This window comes from Vibrio sp. 10N.222.47.A9 (genome assembly GCF_963872585.1).
Lineage (GTDB): Bacteria > Pseudomonadota > Gammaproteobacteria > Enterobacterales > Vibrionaceae > Vibrio > Vibrio splendidus.
On the sequence record NZ_CAWNBB010000024.1, the window covers coordinates 1 to 18,931 of the forward strand.

The window sequence follows — 18,931 nt, forward strand, 5'->3', positions numbered from 1 at the left end:
TTTAATGGAATTGGTATTACCACAATAGAGGCTTCAGTCGAAAGGTTGAGATTTTTGACATCTGTCGTTGAAGTTATTCTTGATTGTGAATACTGATACCCTAAATATTTCAATGTCTTGCTTGATGTGGCCTTCGTAAAATTCATCCTTTGTATCAGGAGAACTCTTACCTTTTTTCTAGATTATCCCGCCTTTCTAAAGGTGTCGGCTTTATTAAATGAGCTGATCGATATCTAATTTTATATAAAACTCACCGCCAATCATTCGACAAATTAATAGGTTTGGTCTAAAGATTTCTATGAAAAGTGAAATTTGACGCTAAATATGTTCTCTAAGGCCTGTATTTGACAGTTTTCTTTACATCAAGTCGCTCAAAATCGTCTCCATTTTAGTAAGTCTTTCGTTTCACTGGTTGGTATTCGTTGAAATGATGTTAGGGGTAATATATATGGTTAATATGCTTCTATCTGGTTGTTTTGTTTGCTTAAATTGCAAAAAATAGCATTTGTTTCTATAGTGTTAATTGTTTTTTGGAATAATTATTTGTTTTTAGTGACTGGTAGTGAGATCTGCTTTTAACCATAGTTTTAACTCTACAAGTAAGTGGTAGTAAGGGATTTGTGAGTATTTATTATCGACAATAGAATGTTGATTTTTATTACTATATGCTCTCTGGGTGAATAGTTATGTGGTGCTTTTGCTTGTTAAGCGTTTAATGTCGACTTTTTATCCTATTTTTGTTGCTTTTCTGTGAATTATTTGCCAAATTGTCAACCGTATAAAATATCAGAACAATATTCTGGTAAGAATGGATTCAATTTTGCAGACAGGGCAGAGAGCTGCCAAAGCAGTAGAGGTCTGGTAATGTCACTTTTAGAAGTAAAAAATCTTCGTATCGAATACCCATCTCGTCATGGAGTTCACGCAGCAGTAAAATCGCTTTCGTTCAACATTGAACGTGGTGAGATTGTTGGCGTTGTAGGGGAGTCTGGTGCCGGTAAATCAACAGTAGGCAATGCTGTGATCGATCTACTGAGCCCTCCTGGTCGCATTGCTAGCGGCGAGGTATTTTTGGATGGCGAAAAAGTCTCTGGCCTATCTCCTGAACAGATGCGTTCTGTTCGCGGCTCAAAGATTGGTTTTATCTTCCAAGACCCAATGACTTCTCTTAACCCTCTATTCACAGTAGAGCAGCAGTTAAAAGAAACGATTCATGCCAACATGAAGGTTTCGGATCAAGAAGCTTACCAACGCTCATTAGATTTGATGAACCAAGTTGGTATTCCGCAACCAGAAAACCGTTTAAAGCAGTACCCACACCAATTCTCTGGCGGTATGCGTCAGCGTGTTGTTATCGCGATCGCATTGGCCGGTGAGCCTGACTTAATCATTGCCGATGAACCAACAACCGCACTGGATGTGTCTATCCAAGACCAGATTTTGGGTTTAATTCGCGACCTATGTATTAAGAAGAACGTAGGTTGTATGTTGGTCACGCACGACATGGGTGTCGTATCTAACGTTACCGATCGCGTAGCGGTTATGTATCGTGGTGATTTAGTTGAGTTTGGCCCAACGGCGAAAGTCCTTGGTACTCCTGAACACCCTTACACGCACAGTCTTATCTCAGCGGTTCCGCGTTCAGATCGTAAACTCGATCGTTTCCCTCTTGTGAGCTACATCGAAGAAGCGCACGAGATGGAACCACTTGATGTGAAAAACCACTGGTTAGGTCAAAGCCAAGATCACCGTGATTACACTGGCCCGTTGTTGAATGTTGAAAACGTCAACTTACGCTTTACTACCAAGGATTCTTTCTTTGAGAGTCGTCGTGAGTACGTTCAGGCGTCAAACAATGTGAGCTTTGAAGTACACGAAGGTGAAACTTTTGGTCTTGTGGGTGAATCTGGTTCGGGTAAATCAACGATTGCTCGTGTGATTGCTGGCTTGTACGCACCTAACTCAGGCAAAGTGACCTTTGAAGGTATTGACCTTACTGGGCTTAAGTCTGAGAAAGAGCGTCGCCCAATGCGTCGCCAAATGCAGATGGTGTTCCAAAACCCATACACATCAATGAACCCTCGAATGAAGATCTTCGACATCATTGCTGAACCTATCCGATTCCATAAACTTACGCGCAACGAGAATGAAACTCGTCAGATCGTTCACGACCTGCTAGAGCACGTTGGTTTAGGCAAGATGGCTGGAGTTAAATACCCACACGAATTCTCAGGTGGCCAACGTCAGCGTATTTCTATCGCTCGCGCCTTGGCAACTCGCCCACGTCTTCTGATTTGTGATGAACCTACGTCGGCGTTAGATGTGTCGGTACAGGCTCAGATTCTTAATCTATTAAAAGACTTACAAGACGAGCTCAACCTAACCATGCTGTTCATCAGTCACGATTTACCGGTTATTCGTCAAATGTGTGATCGTGTTGGTGTGATGCAAATGGGAGAACTATTGGAAGTAGCGCCAACAGAGCAGCTGTTCCAATCGCCTCAGCATGAATACAGCAAACACCTAATTTCTTTAATGCCTGAATTTACGGGTTTAAGAGAAGAAAAAGCAGTGGCAAAAGCCGCGATATAAAAATCAGCAGGCTGGAGTTTGGCTTGCTAAAAATAATAAACAGACGCAAATACAACAACTAGGGATCTGGATTCCCGCATGAAGGAGTTATGCAATGAAAACCATGAAAAGCAAATTAGCAGTAGCTTTAATGGCAGCTGGCCTAAGCTTTAGTGCAGCAGCAGCAGATATTACCGTTGGCTACGCAGCTGACCCAGTATCACTTGACCCGCACGAGCAGCTGTCTGGTGGCACACTGCAAATGTCTCACATGGTGTTTGACCCTCTAGTACGTTTCACTCAAGAGATGGATTTTGAAGGCCGCCTAGCATCTAGCTGGGAGCGTGTTGATGATACGACTTTCCGTTTTAATCTACGTAAAGGTGTGAAATTCCACTCTGGTAACGAACTGACTGCTGATGATGTTGTGTGGACTTTTGAACGTCTACAAGCTTCTCCAGACTTTAAGTCTATCTTCACGCCATACGAAAAAATGGTAAAAGTGGATGACTACACAGTTGAGCTAATATCAAAAGCGGCTTACCCACTAGTACTACAAACAGCAACTTACATCTTCCCAATGGACAGCAAGTTCTACTCTGGTCAGACAGCGGAAGGTAATGATAAATCTGAGCTAGTTAAGCACGGTAACTCGTTCGCTTCGACTAACGTTTCAGGTACTGGCCCATTCATCGTAACTCAACGTGAGCAAGGCGTTAAAGTAACGTTCGAACGTTTCAACGATTACTGGGACACAGAAACTGAAGGCAACGTAGACAAGCTAACACTTGTGCCAATCAAAGAAGATGCAACGCGTGTAGCTGCACTTCTTTCTGGTGACGTGGATATGATTCACCCTGTAGCACCAAACGATCACAAGCGTGTTAAAAACGCTAAGAACATCGATCTAGTAACGCTACCTGGTACTCGTATCATTACGTTCCAAATGAACCAAAACAGCAACGAAGCACTGAAAGATGTGCGCGTTCGTCAAGCAATCGTTCATGCGATTAACAATGAAGGTATTGTTAAGAAAATCATGAAAGGTTTCGCGACAGCTGCTGGTCAGCAAAGCCCAACAGGCTACGCGGGTCACAACGAAGATCTAGTTCCTCGTTACGACCTGAAAAAAGCGAAAGAGCTGATGAAAGAAGCGGGCTACGAAGATGGCTTTACACTAACTATGGCAGCGCCTAACAACCGTTACGTGAACGATGCGAAAGTAGCGCAAGCGTCTGCGGCAATGCTGTCTAAGATTGGTATCAAAGTTGATCTTAAGACGATGCCTAAAGCACAGTACTGGCCTGAGTTTGACCTATGTTCAGCAGACATGATGATGATCGGCTGGCACTCAGATACAGAAGATTCAGCTAACTTCAACGAGTTCCTAACAATGACTCGTAACGAAGAGACGGGCCGTGGTCAATACAACTGTTCTGGTTACTCAAACCCAGAAATGGATGCGATTGTAGAAGCTTCTAACACTGAAACTGACCCTGTTAAGCGTTCTAAGATGCTGAAAGGCGTTGAAGCAACACTTTACAACGATGCGGTATTCGTACCCCTACACTGGCAAAGTGAAGCGTGGGGCGCGAAATCTAACGTAGGTGCAGCAGACGTAGTAAACCCAATGGTTATGCCTTACTTCGGCGACCTAGTTGTAAAATAATCTAGCTTGCTAGAATCGAGAGCCTGAAGCTTTCAGGCTCTCAATATTATTAAGATATAGATTTAAGTTTCGGTATTTGGTCTTCCTTCAGTCTGGCTAAATACCTTTTTTAAGACTGAATTTTTTGTTGTCTAGTCGCGGATTTCGGTTAGACAGTCATGGATAGATAAGGGGCAAGGAATGGTTACGTTTCTGGTCAAGCGCCTGTTTCAGGCACTGATAGTGATGTTTGTGATCAGTTTGGTGGCGTTTGCCATTCAGGATAACCTGGGCGACCCGTTACGTGAGTTAGTCGGTCAATCTGTTTCAGAGGCGGAGCGTCAAGCGCTACGCGATGAACTCGGCTTAAATGATCCCTTCGTTACAAAATATACTCGCTTTATAGGCGCAGCCCTACAAGGTGATCTTGGTACTTCATATTTCTTTAAACGCCCTGCAGTGGACGTAATTTTAGACAAATTGGTCGCGACGCTTGAACTTGTGTTCGGTGCTTCTCTGATTATTGTTTGTCTGTCGATTCCATTAGGCGTTTATTCTGCGATACACCCAAAAAGTTTCTTCACTAAATTGGTCATGGCGGGCAGTAGTATCGGCATCTCGGTACCTGTTTTCTTAACTGCAATCATGCTGATGTATGTGTTCTCTATTGAGCTAGGTTGGCTACCGTCATTTGGTCGTGGTGATACGGCAAACTGGTTTGGTTGGGAGTCTGGCTTCTTAACGCTCGATGGCCTTGCACACTTGGTACTGCCGAGTATTGCTCTGGCATCTATCATGCTACCTCTGTTTATTCGTCTAGTTCGTTCTGAAATGCTAGAAGTTCTAAGTTCTGAATACATTAAGTTTGGTAAAGCGAAAGGCCTAGCGCTAAACAAAATCTATTACCAACACGCATTGAAAAACACCATGCTACCGGTTCTTACTGTTGGTGGTGTTCAGATTGGTACTATGGTGGCATACACCATTCTTACTGAAACGGTTTTCCAGTGGCCCGGTACAGGTTTCTTATTTTTAGAAGCGATCAACCGTGTAGATACACCACTGATTACCGCATACGTTATTTTTGTTGGTCTTATTTTCGTAGTGACTAACACGATTGTTGATTTGCTTTACGGTGTTATCAACCCAACCGTTAACATCACAGGGAAAGGAGCATAATCATGGAACAGACATCGACAGTGCCGTCTCGCTGGGAACGTTTTAAGCAATCAGATATTGTGTATTACTTCTTACGCGACAAAGTGGCAATGGTGAGTTTCGCCATTTTCTCAATCTTTTTAGTGATGGCATTAGCAGCACCTATTCTAGCGCCAACAGACCCGTACGACGTGACATCGATTGATATCATGGATTCAGAGCTGCCACCATCTTGGATGGAAGATGGCGAAGAACGTTTCTTGCTCGGAACGGATGAGCAAGGCCGTGATATTTTATCGACTATGCTTTACGGTTCGCGCTTATCACTGACCATTGGTTTTTTAGCGGTAGGCCTACAACTGACGCTTGGTATCATCATTGGCTTGTCTGCGGGTTATTTCGGTGGCCGTATTGATAGTTTCTTGATGCGTTTCGCTGATGTTCAGCTTTCGTTCTCAACCATGATGGTTGCGATCATTGTCTCGGCCATCTTTAAGGCTAGCTTCGGCAGTGACTTCTACGCGCAATATGCCGTTGTTATGCTGGTGGTGATCATCGGTATTGCTGAATGGCCGCAGTATGCTCGTACAATTCGCGCATCGGTATTGGCAGAGAAGAAGAAAGAATACGTAGAAGCGGCACGTGTGATGGGCTTTAGAGCGCCTCGCATCATGTTCCGTCATATTCTGCCTAACTGTTTATCTCCAATTTTGGTTATCTCTACGGTGCAGGTGGCAAATGCCATCATGTCAGAAGCGGCACTTTCTTTCCTAGGTTTAGGCCTTCCGGTAGACCAACCATCACTGGGTGCTCTGATCAGTACAGGTTTTAACTACATTTTCTCAGGAGCATGGTGGATCACAGCATTCCCAGGTGTGCTTTTGATAACATTGGTTCTAGTTATTAACCTATTAGGCGACTGGTTACGTGACGTGTTTAACCCTAAAATTTATAAAGGGTGATAGCTCTGATTGATTTTTAGATAAAAAAGTCACTAAATTAAGAGCCGTAAGCAATTACGGCTCTTTTTTTGCTTAATGGATCTGGAACTTAGTATCATTGATAGTGTCAATAATACTTAAAATGGAATTCATGTTTTATCGACATATATTCGGTAATAATTAGCCCGTAAGGGTTTAAGTGGTGGTTATGAAATTGACAATGAATGCTGTATGTCGTGCTGTGATGAGAAATTATCGTATGGGGCTTATCGCTGCATCCCTTTTGGTCTCGAGCCAAGTGAGTGCAGAGTCGGTTCTATGTGATGCAACTCAGGCAAGCACTAACCAATTACCACAGCTAGAGCAATCATGTCCGATAGGCAAGGGTGTTTGGGGAAGTAAGGCGCCTAAACGTCATTCAGATAACGAGCTGTTTTGGGTTCAATGTGGCCTGCTGAATAAGCCTTTGTCACTGAACCGAGCAAAGCCCCTATATGAGAAGATCTCGACCAACGTTTGGATGAAGCCTGAAGGCGGAGACTATCGTTGCTTAATCGGACCTTATTCTACCTTCTCGGATGCGAGAAAAGACCTAGCTCAGGTGCGCAAGGTCCCCGGTTATGGTGAAGCCTTTATTCGCATGGTCGATAAGTCGAAAACCTCATCACAGCCTATCGTTGCAAAACCGGCAGAGTCAAAAGCTGTAAAGCCTAAGGCTCCTGTAAAACCAAAACCTGCTCCGAAACCTGTGGCTGCGAAGCAAGCGGCAGCGGTAACGAGTGCTGCAGCTATTCAGACGCTACCAAGCGGTAACGCGAATTCAGACAACGATTTGGAAATCGAAATCCGTGTGACAGCCAATGTTGCGGGTAGCCAATATGCGATTCCTTACCTTCTAGACCATCAACAACAGTTCTATATGGAACAAGGCAAGCCTTGGAGCCGCCTAGATTTCGATAGCGCTGAGTTGGTGTGTAATCAGGTCAGCATGAAACTGATGACTGAAAAGCAATGGCAGAGCATCTTGAGCTCAAAAGTTATGGAAAAACAGAACTGGCCAATGCATCTACCTTATTGGGGCGCAGATAAGAAAGGCCTGTTTACCAACGGAAACGTAAACCAATTGAAAGGTTCTTCATTGCTTAATGTGATGTGCGTGAAATAACGAAGACCCGTTGTAAGACTAAACAAGCCTCAGCCATTGCTGGGGCTTTGTTGTTTATACACCTTCCTTTTTCAACATCGGTTCGACTTTTGGACACCCTTTCTTCATACGAATTTGACTAAAAATCGCTATAAATTGTTCAAATAGAGCAGTTGATGCGTAGAAAACCATAACTCAAGCAATAAGGTGATTGAGATTATGAGTTTAAAAAAACGATTAGAAGACGTGGCTCCACGCTTCGAAGCTGGAGGGAAGTACGAAAAGCTTTACCCTGTGTATGAAGCGTTCGCCACCATATTTTATACGCCCGGCAACGTAAACCGAGGCCAGACCCATGTTAGAGACAGTATCGATCTCAAACGAATCATGATTCTGGTGTGGCTAGCGACCTTTCCCGCGATGTTTTGGGGGATGTATAACGTCGGAAACCAAAGCTTCCTCGCATTAACGTCCAGTTATCAACTTAACGAACTTACCTCTGTTATTGAAAGCAGCTGGCGCTTGTCATGGGCATTTGGTGATGCGCAGTCATTGATAGCAAGTGGCTGGGCAAGTCAGATGTTGCTTGGTGCACTCTATTTTCTACCTGTTTATGCCACAGTGTTTGTTGTGGGTGGCTTCTGGGAGGTCTTGTTTGCAGTCGTTCGCAAGCACGAAGTTAATGAAGGCTTCTTTGTTAGCTCGGTGCTGTTTGCACTCATCCTCCCGCCAACCATTCCGCTCTGGCAAGCCGCATTAGGTATCACTTTTGGTATCGTTGTCGCCAAAGAGCTGTTCGGTGGTACAGGACGAAACTTCCTTAACCCTGCACTAGCAGGCCGCGCGTTTCTCTACTTCGCTTATCCAGCCAACATGTCGGGTGGGCTTGTGTGGGTTGCCGCTGACGGCTATTCAGGCGCGACACCACTGAGTCAATGGTATGAGGGTGGCAGTACTTCGCTTATCAATAATATGACTGGCGAGTCGATCACCTGGATGGATGCGTTTATCGGTAATATACCGGGCTCGATGGGTGAGGTGTCGTCACTGCTTATCATGTTGACGGGTCTGATTCTGATTGCCATGAAGATAGCCTCTTGGCGCATTGTTGCGGGTGTGATTATTGGCCTTGTGGCGACCTCTAGTTTGATGAATTGGATCGGATCTGAAACCAACTCGATGTTTTCTATGCCGTTCTACTGGCACTTTGTGTTGGGTGGCGTTGCCTTTGGTACTTTCTTTATGGCGACCGACCCAGTTTCTGCCGCTTTTACCAATCAGAGTAAATGGGCTTACGGGATTCTTATCGGTGTGATGACGGTTGGTATTCGCGTGCTCAACCCTGCTTATCCAGAGGGCATCATGCTGGCTATCTTGTTCGCCAACCTCTTCGCCCCACTGTTCGATTTTATTGTGAAAGAGCAAAACATCAAACGCAGACAGAAGCGGACATTGCGTTGATTTAAGTGAATAAGAGGGAAAGTTACTCCCAGTAAGAAAGGCTTACATTGATGTAAGCCTTTCAATTTTTATCGAGATTGATTTGAAGTTGATTTAACTCCACTTCAAATCAATCTCGAACGGTTGGGTGTGGCCACAATGCTCACCACACATTTCGTCGTAGGCACTGTTGTGAACCAGCATTGCCGACGCCACGCCTTGGTCGCTAAAGTGGTCGCGTGCTTGGTTAACACTCAAAAACTTCATTGGGTGCTGGTGATCGTCTTTGATTAACTGTTTTTGCTCGTCAATGATTTGGTAAGCCAAGTAGATCCCGCCTTCAAATGATTCAATTAGTAGATTCATCACAAACTCCATTGCTGTTCTAGATAGGTCAGTATCTGTGTTACGTGGAGTTGGGGAGTAAGGTTCAAGAGTAGGCATAAAAAAAGCAGGCACAAGGCCTGCTTTTTAAGAGTTATCAACAAATGGCGTTGACTATCTCATCGTTACGAATTCTTCGCTGCCCGTTGGGTGGATAGCCACAACAGAGTCGAAGTCTGCTTTGGTTGCGCCCATCTTCATTGCAACGCCGAAGCCTTGAATCATTTCATCAACAGTGAAACCGATGCCGTGTAGGCCGACGACTGTCTCTTCTTCGCCTGCACATACTAGCTTCATCTTACAAGGTTGACGGTGTTGAGTGACTGCGGTGTACATTGCAGTAAAACCAGACGTGTATACCTTGATGTTGTCTTTGCCGTATTGCTCTTCAGCTTCTTGAGTCGTTAGACCAATAGTGCCGATAGGTGGGTGGCTGAATACAACAGTAGGAACGAGCGTGTAGTCCATTTTTGCGTTTGTTTGACCGTTGAATAGACGCTCAGAAAGCTGACGACCGGCTTTAACAGCAACAGGTGTTAGCTCGATACCGCCTTCCATGATGTCGCCAACACAGTAGATGCCAGGAACGTTGGTTGCTTGGAACTCGTCTACTTTGATGTAGCCACGGTCGTTGGTTGCAACGCCAGTTGATGCTAGGTTGATAGCGTCAGTGGCTGGGTGGCGACCGATAGCCCAGATTAGGTGGTCAACGTTTTGAGTGTTGCCGTTCTCTAGGTGCAGAGTCAGTGTGCCGTCTGCTTCTTTGACCACTTCTTTAGGTACAGAGTGTGTATGAAGTGTTGGACCTTCCGCTTCCATTACTTCAACCAGTGTTTCAACAATCATTGGGTCGAAGCTGCGAAGTGGTGACTCTTTACGACAGAACAGGTGTGTTTCTGTGCCAAGTGCACTTAGTACGCCTGCGATTTCTACTGCGATGTAGCCTGCGCCGATTACAGCAACACGCTTAGGTTGCTCCATCAGGTCGAAGAAACCGTTTGAGTCGATACCGTGCTCTGCGCCAGGGATGTTTGGAATGGTTGGACGACCACCTACTGCGATCAGGATGTGATCAGCGGTGTAGTGTTCACCGTTAACTTCAACGGTCTTTTCGTCAACAAACTTAGCAAAGCCTTTGATTACGTTTATTTTGTTGTTACCAAGAACGCGATCGTAAGATTGGTGGATACGACCAATGTACGCTTGACGGTTTTCAACCAGTTTGCCCCAGTTGAAGCCTTTTACGTCAACGTCGAAGCCGTAGTCTTTTGAATATAGGTTGATTGCTTCAGCAACTTGAGCACCGTGCCACATAACCTTTTTAGGAACACAACCAACGTTTACACAAGTACCACCAAGGTCTTGAGCTTCGATAAGTGCAACTTTTGCACCGTGCATTGCTGCGCGGTTAGCTGATGCGATGCCGCCTGAACCGCCGCCGATACAGATGTAATCAAAATGAGTCGCCATTACTTTCTCCATTTATTGAAGGTTGTGGGTACAGTGAGCGCACTGAACACCTACGTCCTATAGATTCTTAAATTGTCTAATTATTATATTGAGGGCAGATCGGTTGAACTCAATCTCCCTGTTTAAAATTTATTCGTGTACGTCACAGTCTGCTGAGTATTCGTCAGACGATGACGTTAAGTTCGAGATTACTCGGGTACGATCCACTCTACTTTGAAGTGACCGGTTGCCGGCGCAATTGCTTCCTTCAAGAATGGAAGAATTTCGTTCATTTGGCTTTCTAGCTTCCAAGGTGGGTTGATAACAATCATGCCTGATGCGGTCATACCACGCTCGTTGGTGTCTGGTGATACGCCAAGTTCGATTTGTAGAATTTTGTTGATGCCTAAGCCTTCAAGTCCTTCGATCATATCTTCGATATCACAGCGATTTACCACTGGGTACCAAATTGCGTAGATACCAGTTGCCCAGCGTTTATGGCTCTGAGCAATCGCAGTCACAACATCTCGATACTCTTTTGCCAGCTCATAAGGCGGGTCGATAAGCACCAAACCACGACGTTCTTTAGGTGGCAGGCTGCCTTTTAGGCGTTGGAAGCCATCTTCTTTGTAGATAGACACCTGACGATCGCGGTGGAACTCTTGCTCAAGCAGAGGGTGGTCTGCAGGGTGAAGTTCGGTTAATACCATGCGGTCTTGGTCACGCAGGTGCGCGCGTGCAACACGTGGTGAGCCCGGGTAGAAACGCAGTTTTTCGCCATTGTTGAGTGCAGAGATAGACTCAAGGTAGCTTTGAATGTCTTCAGGAAGATCTTGTTGCCCCGCTTCACTTGCAGACCATAGACGTGCAATACCTTGTTTGTATTCGCCCGTTTTTTCAGACCATTCATGCGTTAAGTCGTAACGACCTACACCAGAGTGAGTGTCATGATAAACAAAAGGCTTATCCTTCTGTTTCAAAGAATTAAGAATAAGGCTCTGTACGATATGCTTTACTACGTCGGCATGGTTGCCCGCGTGGAAGCTGTGGCGATAACTTAACAAATTAAACTCTCGTAACACTCTCGAATTAGAGTGTGGTTAGTGTAGGTGGGGTTAGTTTGACTATTATAACCCCCAATGGACCATAAATTCTCGAACAATTCAGGAACAGTCGCTAGCAATATGCAGTTAGTTATTGGTTCTACTATTGAAATTTGCCTTGTTGGGCACTATCTAATAACTATTCGCAGGTGATTTTTTAGGGCGACCCTGAGCCTGATGACTGTAAGACGACCTCATTACAAAAAAGACGAAAGTCTCTAAAGCCAAAGGAATGTTTATATGTCTAATCCGCTATTAACCTTCACGGACTTACCTCCGTTTTCACAGATCAAACCTGAGCACGTTAAGCCAGCGGTTGAGCAAGTGATTGAAGAGTGTCGCAACAAGATAGAACAAGTACTTGAAGGTAATACTTCACCAAGCTGGGACAACCTCGTTGCTCCAATTGATGAAGTGGATGATCGTTTAGGCCGTATTTGGTCACCTGTAAGCCATATGAATTCTGTGATGAACAGCGACGAACTGCGTGACGCTTATGAGAGCTGCCTGCCTGTACTTTCTGAGTACGGCACGTGGGTCGGTCAACACAAAGGTTTGTTCGAAGCGTATAAAGCGATCAAGGCGAGCGAAGCATTCTCGGCATTAAACCAAGCTCAACAAAAAACCATCACTGACGCACTGCGTGACTTTGAATTGTCAGGCATTGGCTTACCTGCGGACGAACAGCATCGCTACGGTGAGATCAGCAAGCGCCAGTCTGAGCTAGGTTCTCAATTCTCAAATAACGTGCTTGATGCAACCATGGGTTGGAGCAAGCAGATCACAGACGTCGCTGAACTGGCCGGTATGCCTGAATCAGCACTGGCGGCAGCACAAGCCGCGGCAGAAGCTAAAGAGCAAGAAGGTTACCTACTGACTCTGGATATCCCATCATACCTGCCTGTGATGACCTACTGTGATAACCAAGATCTACGCAAAGAGCTTTACGAAGCTTACGTAACGCGTGCTTCTGACCGTGGTCCAAATGCTGGCAAGTGGGACAACACTGAGATCATCACTGAACAACTTAAGCTGCGTCACGAGATCGCACGCATGCTTGGCTTTAGCACTTACAGCGAAAAATCTCTGTCGACTAAGATGGCAGAAACGCCAGACCAAGTACTTGGTTTCCTTAACGACCTAGCAGTAAAAGCCAAACCGCAAGGTGAGCGCGAAGTAGAAGAGCTACGTCAGTTTGCTGAGAAAGAGTTTGGCGTCTCTGAGCTAAACCTGTGGGATATCGCTTACTACAGCGAGAAACAAAAACAGAACCTGTTCGAGATCTCTGATGAAGAGCTTCGTCCATACTTCCCTGAGTCGAACGCAGTGTCTGGTTTGTTCGAAGTACTAAACCGTGTGTTTGGTATGTCGGTGACTGAGCGTGAAGGTGTGGATACATGGCATGATTCAGTGCGCTTCTTTGACATCTTTGATGCGACAGGCACATTGCGCGGTAGCTTCTACCTAGATCTATACGCACGTGAACACAAACGTGGCGGCGCTTGGATGGATGACTGTCGCGGTCGTCGCATTACTCAATCTGGCGAGTTACAAACGCCAGTGGCTTACCTAACGTGTAACTTCAATAAGCCAGTCGGTGATAAGCCTGCGCTATTTACGCACGATGAAGTGGTTACCTTATTCCACGAATTCGGCCACGGTATCCACCATATGTTAACGCAAGTTGATGCGGGTGCGGTTTCTGGTATCAATGGCGTGCCTTGGGACGCGGTTGAGTTGCCAAGTCAGTTCCTCGAAAACTGGTGTTGGGAAGAGGAGGCGTTGTCGTTCATCTCTGGTCATTTCGAAACCGGTGAAGCGTTACCGAAAGAGATGCTAGAGAAGATGCTAGCGGCGAAGAACTTCCAGTCAGCGATGTTTATTCTGCGTCAGCTAGAGCTTGGCCTGTTCGATTTCACGCTGCACACAGAATACGATCCAGAAGTCGGTGCTCGCGTACTAGAAACACTAGCCGACGTGAAGTCTAAGGTATCGGTATTGCCAAGCCTTGATTGGAACCGCTTCTCGCACAGCTTTGGTCACATCTTTGCTGGTGGCTACAGTGCAGGCTATTACAGCTACCTGTGGGCAGAAGTATTGTCTGCAGATGCGTTCTCTGCATTTGAAGAAGAAGGTATCTTCAATACTGAAACGGGTAATCGCTTCCTGAACAACATCCTTGAAATGGGTGGCAGTGAAGAGCCGATGGAGCTGTTCAAACGCTTCCGTGGTCGTGAGCCACAAATCGACGCGATGCTACGTCATGCTGGTATTCAAGCTTAGATTCTAGACGACATAAGCTAGATAGATTAAAGGCTGAACATTGCGTTCAGCCTTTTCTTTTTGGGTCACCTAAACATAATCTAATGCGTGTATAGATTATGGATTCACGTTGCGATTGATTGGGTTTTGCAGCGAGATAAGAGTCTCAGTCGATTGAACCTCGTCGATCGCCTGCAATTTATCAATCAGCACGAACTGCAATTCTTCGATCGATTTACACATCAGCTTTACAAAAATATTGTAAGCACCGGTGGTGTAGTACGCCTCGACCACTTCGTCTAAAGCATTTAGCTTCGCAATGGCCGAGTGGTAGTCGCGGGCTGCGTTAAGGTTAATACCAATAAAGCAGCACACGTCGTAACCTAGCTTTTTGGTGTTTACCACAACTTCTGTTCGCTCAATAATGTCTGCTGATCTCATCTTTTCGATGCGAACGTGAATCGTCGCAGGGCTGACATCGAACTTCTTTGCCATTTCAGCATAAGGAGTACGTGCATCTTCCATCAAAGTTTTGAGAATGGCACGGTCTAGATCATCTAGACGAGCTGTAGTTGTGGACATGCATAATCCTTAGATTGAATGAAAAACATACCGGCTTGAGTACACATCATAGCCAAGGGTGATAATATTAGCAGTAACTATAGGGTTAGGGTGAATTCAGTGCGATTTTCGTTATTTTTTATTGTGATGTGTTGGAGTGTTTTTGCTTCAGCTCAGGCAAAAGATGTGTTGGTTATTCACTCTTATCATCAAGGCTTTTTTTGGACGGATGATTTCCATAAAGGGCTGGCTGAAGAACTCGATCGAGATGGGTTGTCTTACCGGGTTGTTTATCTCGATACCAAGCGAACTCAAAACGCTGAATACTTAGAGCGAATTTATCAGCTATACCGCACCAAGCTGTCGCATGAAGAGTTTGCCGCTGTAGTCGTCAGTGATAATAACGCCCTCAATCTGATGAAACGCTTAGCGCCCGAACTCAATGGCACGCCCGTTATTTTTGGTGGCATCAACAATTTCTCTCCGCAAATGATTGAAGGCTTGCACGCAACCGGTATCACTGAAGATATTGATATGGCGAGCAATATTGAGCTGATCAATCGACTTCAATCGACGGTTAAAAAAGTTTACGTGGTTACCGATCACTCGGTAACGGGTGAAGCTATTCGCGCTCAAGTGGATCTCTTCCTACAAAAACGTCCTGAGTTTTCTGGGTTGGTGGAGCAATATACGCCTGATTCTTATCAAGAACTGATGACGTTCGCGCAACGCGCTGATCTAACCAAAAGCTTGTTGTTCTGGGCCTACTACCGCGACATCAATGGCCGTGTCAGCAGCAAAGAAGACTGGCGTCAGCTCAACAAAAAAACTCAGATGCCATTGTATATCGTGCATGATTTAGGACTTGGGTTTGGTGCGATTGGTGGCGTGATTCACAGTGGAGAAACGCAAGGACGAGACACTGGGCGAGTGCTACTGAATGTGCTCGCTAATCCGGATAAACCGCTGCCCCAAGTGGTTGCTGGCGCGCCAGAAATTAAACTCGATTACCAACAAATATCACGATGGGATTTGGGTGCAGAGAATGAAGCGGCGGTGACTTTTCTCAACAAACCTAAGTCATTTTTAGTTCGCTACCGAGATGAAATTCGCACCATAGGTTTGCTGTTTTTGGTGATGTCGTGTGTCATCGCAACCTTGGTGTATTACCTCAATCGCCTTAAGAAAAGTGAGCGTACCAGCCGACAAAGCCAACTGTTATTGGAGTCGATATTCGACCAAAGCCTGCAGTTCATGGGGATCATTGATAAGGGCGGTGTATTGCAGTCGAGTAACAGCAAACTGCATGAGCTGCTTTACAACCAAGGCTATAAATTGGGAACACCTCTTCAAAGCCATCAACACTGGGAAGACTCAGCAAGGCAAGAACTGAAGGAATACTTTATCTCGAGCGATGAACACCAGATTTTGCGATTTGAAGCTGAGGTGTGGTGTCGTGATCGTGGTGCGATGGTGTTGGATATCTCTTTAAAGCCTATGCCGGGTAGTGAAGAGGATGATGTTCAGTTCTTATTTGAAGCTCGTGATGTTACCTCGGGTAAGCTCGCGGAGAATAAGTTGTTCCAGCGTGAAGCGAATCTCAAGCTGTATTACGACAAACAACCCGTGATGATGATTACGCTCGATGGCAATAATCGCATTCAACAAGTGAACCAGTTTGCTGAGCAGTTACTAGGCTACCCGCTAGACCAGCTACTAGGTCATCGTCCTAGAGAGTTCTATGTCGATGAAAACTCAATGATCCCGCGTCATATTTTATTGCAACCACAACATAAGATTCGAGGCGTGTGGCGTCGTGATATTGAATATCGCCATGCTAATGGCAGCACCATCTGGATTCGTGAAAATATTCGCCCGCTGGTTGAGTCTGATCAGCTGTTGATTGTTGGAGAAGACATTACCGAAACTCGTGAGTTGTCGGAAAAGCTAGAATATCAAGCTCGTTATGACTTGCTGACGGACACGTTTAACCGTAACCACTTTGAGCAAGAGCTGCAAAAGGCGCTCAAAGAGGTTGAGAGCCACATGCGAACTCACGCTATGCTGTTCTTGGATTTAGACCAACTCAAGGTCTTGAACGATACAGCGGGGCATGAAGCGGGAGATGCCGCAATCATGTTTAGTGCCAAGCTGCTGGAAGAGGTTCTGCCATACAATGCCGTGTTAGCGCGAATGGGTGGTGACGAATTTGCAGTATTAATGAAAGACTGTACTGAGCGAGATGCGGTGAATGTGTGTCGCAGTATTATCTCGACGATGAGTGAGAACCCATTCTTGTGGGGTGATATTCGCCTTAATCTTACCAGCTCCATTGGTATCCGATTGATTGACCATACTGCGGCCTCACCACAGATGGTACACGCTCAGGCTGATGCTGCTTGCCATGCTGCTAAAGAGGAAGGGCGTAACCGTTACAACCTTTACCATCAAGATGATGAAGACCTACGTCGTCGTCACCTAGAGATGGAATGCGTCAATCTAGTGCATGAGGCTTTAGCTAATGATCGCTTAGAGTTGTTTGCTCAGCGCATTCTTGGCCTAGATAAAAACAGCGAGAAAATGCACTTCGAAATCTTGGTTCGTATCAAGAATATCCAAGGTGAATACATCTCCCCGGGGATTTTCATGCCAGCCTCAGAGCGCTATAACATAGCGCACTTGATTGACCGCCGAGTCGTGAGCCAAACGCTCGCTTGGTTGGAACATCGACCAAAGGTGATAGATGAACTTGGAATGTGCTCTATCAATTTGTCTGGTCACTCTATGGGTAATCGAGAATTTGTCGAATTCTTGATTGAGAGCTTGAGAGACTCGTCGATACCGTGCCATAAAATCTGTTTAGAGATCACCGAAACGGCTGCGATGAGTAACATGAAGCAGGCGATCAAGTTCTTTACTCGAATCAAAGAGCTTGGTTGTATGATTGCACTGGATGACTTTGGCTCTGGATTATCGTCGTTTGGTTACTTAAAGAAACTGCCGGTCGACATCGTGAAGATCGATGGCTTGTTTGTGCGTGATATTGCTGTCAACGAGATGGACCATGTGATGGTTCGCTCGATCAATGATTTAGCTAAGCAGATGGGTAAACACACAGTGGCTGAGTTTGTTGAAAATACCCAGATAATCGACAAGCTGATCGAACTTGGTGTGAACTACGCACAGGGTTACATCATAGGCCGACCTAAACCACTTGCTGAGCTCGTTGAAGAGTTACAAAAAGAGCGAACGTTAGAGTTCTTGGATTAATTGAACCAAGCTGCACGATGAGTATTCTTTAGCACTAGCAGTGCTAATCGTTTGTAGTGCTAATAGCTTTCAGATCTACTAATAGTTTGCACCGCTAATATGTATTGTTGAGGCAATCAGGTAAACTGGTTGCCTCTTTTGTTTTGAATACTACTGTCTGTTGGAGACGACCTTGCAACTACAACTGATTTGCGAAGATGCTACCCAAATCGATCATTTAAATGACTTAGCGACCCGTTGGAATTTATCTCATGATGAAAACAGCGATTTCGCTTTGGTATTGACTAGCGAGCGACTTGAGTTACGTAAAGTCGATGAACCGAAGCTTGGCGCTATCTTTGTTGATTTAGTCGGAGGGGCAGTTGGTCACAGACGCAAGTTCGGTGGTGGTAAAGGTCAGGCGATTGCTAAAGCGGCAGGTTTAAACAAAGGTGCAACCCCAACTATCCTCGATGGTACCGCTGGTCTAGGACGTGATGCGTTTGTGCTGGCTTCGTTGGGCTGTAAAGTACAGATGGTCGAGCGTCACCCTGTTGTGGCAGCACTGCTTGATGATGGCTTGCAGCGAGCTCAACAAGACCCTGACATTGGTGGTTGGGTAACTGAACGTATGAAGTTGATTCACGCTTCAAGTCACGATGCGCTAGATAAACTCAGCAACGATCCAAATTTCGAACAGCCTGATGTGGTGTACCTAGACCCAATGTACCCGCATCCTGAGAACAAGAAGAAATCGGCGTTGGTTAAGAAAGAGATGCGTGTATTCCAATCATTGGTGGGTGCCGATATGGATGCAGATGCTCTATTGCAACCAGCCCTTAAGCTCGCATCCAAGCGAGTTGTGGTCAAAAGACCGGATTACGCAGCATGGTTAGATGAGCAAAAACCGAGCATGGCGATCGAAACCAAAAAGAACCGTTTTGATGTGTATGTGAAAGCATCAATGACCTAGTTAAGACATCAATAACTTAGAGACGCGCTAAGAAAGTTTCCCGTCATA

13 protein-coding genes are annotated in these 18,931 nt (G+C 45.4%); 9 read left to right on the forward strand and 4 right to left on the reverse strand.

Annotated elements, in window-relative coordinates:
• Window positions 1-864: 864 nt before the first annotated feature.
• The 6 genes from AACT19_RS06440 (at window position 865) to AACT19_RS06465 (ending at window position 8,923) form a co-directional block, all read left to right on the forward strand.
• Complete coding sequence (locus AACT19_RS06440) at window positions 865-2,592, forward strand: dipeptide ABC transporter ATP-binding protein (RefSeq protein WP_004735537.1); 1,728 nt, start codon at window positions 865-867, stop codon at window positions 2,590-2,592.
• 94 nt (window positions 2,593-2,686) lie between these two features.
• Window positions 2,687-4,240 (forward strand): ABC transporter substrate-binding protein, encoded by a 1,554-nt coding sequence (locus tag AACT19_RS06445; RefSeq protein WP_004735538.1) that lies wholly within the window; start codon window positions 2,687-2,689, stop codon window positions 4,238-4,240.
• A 180-nt stretch (window positions 4,241-4,420) separates the two neighbouring features.
• Window positions 4,421-5,398 carry an ABC transporter permease gene (locus AACT19_RS06450; RefSeq protein WP_004735540.1) on the forward strand — a complete coding sequence of 326 codons (978 nt, stop codon included), beginning with the start codon at window positions 4,421-4,423 and terminating at the stop codon, window positions 5,396-5,398.
• A gap of 2 nt (window positions 5,399-5,400) precedes the next feature.
• Window positions 5,401-6,339: an ABC transporter permease gene (locus AACT19_RS06455; RefSeq protein ID WP_017089048.1), complete on the forward strand. Its 939-nt coding sequence runs from the start codon at window positions 5,401-5,403 to the stop codon at window positions 6,337-6,339.
• Window positions 6,340-6,526: 187 nt separating this feature from the next.
• Window positions 6,527-7,483, forward strand: a complete 957-nt coding sequence (locus tag AACT19_RS06460; RefSeq protein ID WP_076645772.1) for an SPOR domain-containing protein — start codon at window positions 6,527-6,529, stop codon at window positions 7,481-7,483.
• A gap of 198 nt (window positions 7,484-7,681) precedes the next feature.
• Complete coding sequence (locus AACT19_RS06465) at window positions 7,682-8,923, forward strand: NADH:ubiquinone reductase (Na(+)-transporting) subunit B (protein WP_076645774.1); 1,242 nt, start codon at window positions 7,682-7,684, stop codon at window positions 8,921-8,923.
• Window positions 8,924-9,016: 93 nt separating this feature from the next.
• Here the strand turns inward: AACT19_RS06465 and AACT19_RS06470 are convergent, their stop codons facing one another.
• From AACT19_RS06470 to AACT19_RS06480, 3 genes are all read right to left on the reverse strand, one after another.
• Window positions 9,017-9,268 (reverse strand): DUF6482 family protein, encoded by a 252-nt coding sequence (locus AACT19_RS06470; protein WP_065682885.1) that lies wholly within the window; start codon window positions 9,266-9,268, stop codon window positions 9,017-9,019.
• 132 nt (window positions 9,269-9,400) lie between these two features.
• Complete coding sequence (gorA, locus tag AACT19_RS06475; protein WP_004735546.1) at window positions 9,401-10,756, reverse strand: glutathione-disulfide reductase; 1,356 nt, start codon at window positions 10,754-10,756, stop codon at window positions 9,401-9,403.
• A gap of 188 nt (window positions 10,757-10,944) precedes the next feature.
• Window positions 10,945-11,799, reverse strand: coding sequence for a 23S rRNA (adenine(2030)-N(6))-methyltransferase RlmJ (locus AACT19_RS06480; protein WP_029222664.1), 855 nt, complete (start codon window positions 11,797-11,799; stop codon window positions 10,945-10,947).
• Between the two features lie 279 nt (window positions 11,800-12,078).
• Between AACT19_RS06480 and prlC the strand changes: the two genes are divergently transcribed.
• Window positions 12,079-14,121, forward strand: coding sequence for an oligopeptidase A (gene prlC / locus AACT19_RS06485; RefSeq protein ID WP_017081711.1), 2,043 nt, complete (start codon window positions 12,079-12,081; stop codon window positions 14,119-14,121).
• A 96-nt stretch (window positions 14,122-14,217) separates the two neighbouring features.
• Here prlC and asnC read toward each other — a convergent pair whose 3' ends face one another.
• Window positions 14,218-14,682, reverse strand: coding sequence for a transcriptional regulator AsnC (asnC, locus tag AACT19_RS06490; protein ID WP_009848066.1), 465 nt, complete (start codon window positions 14,680-14,682; stop codon window positions 14,218-14,220).
• Window positions 14,683-14,808: 126 nt separating this feature from the next.
• Here asnC and AACT19_RS06495 point away from each other — a divergent pair, with 126 nt between their 5' ends.
• Entirely contained in the window at window positions 14,809-17,931 is a 3,123-nt protein-coding gene (locus tag AACT19_RS06495; protein ID WP_076645776.1) for an EAL domain-containing protein, read from the forward strand.
• A 172-nt stretch (window positions 17,932-18,103) separates the two neighbouring features.
• A complete protein-coding gene (locus AACT19_RS06500) occupies window positions 18,104-18,883 on the forward strand; it encodes a class I SAM-dependent methyltransferase (RefSeq protein WP_004735552.1) in 780 nt (259 codons plus the stop codon).
• Window positions 18,884-18,931: the final 48 nt, after the last annotated feature.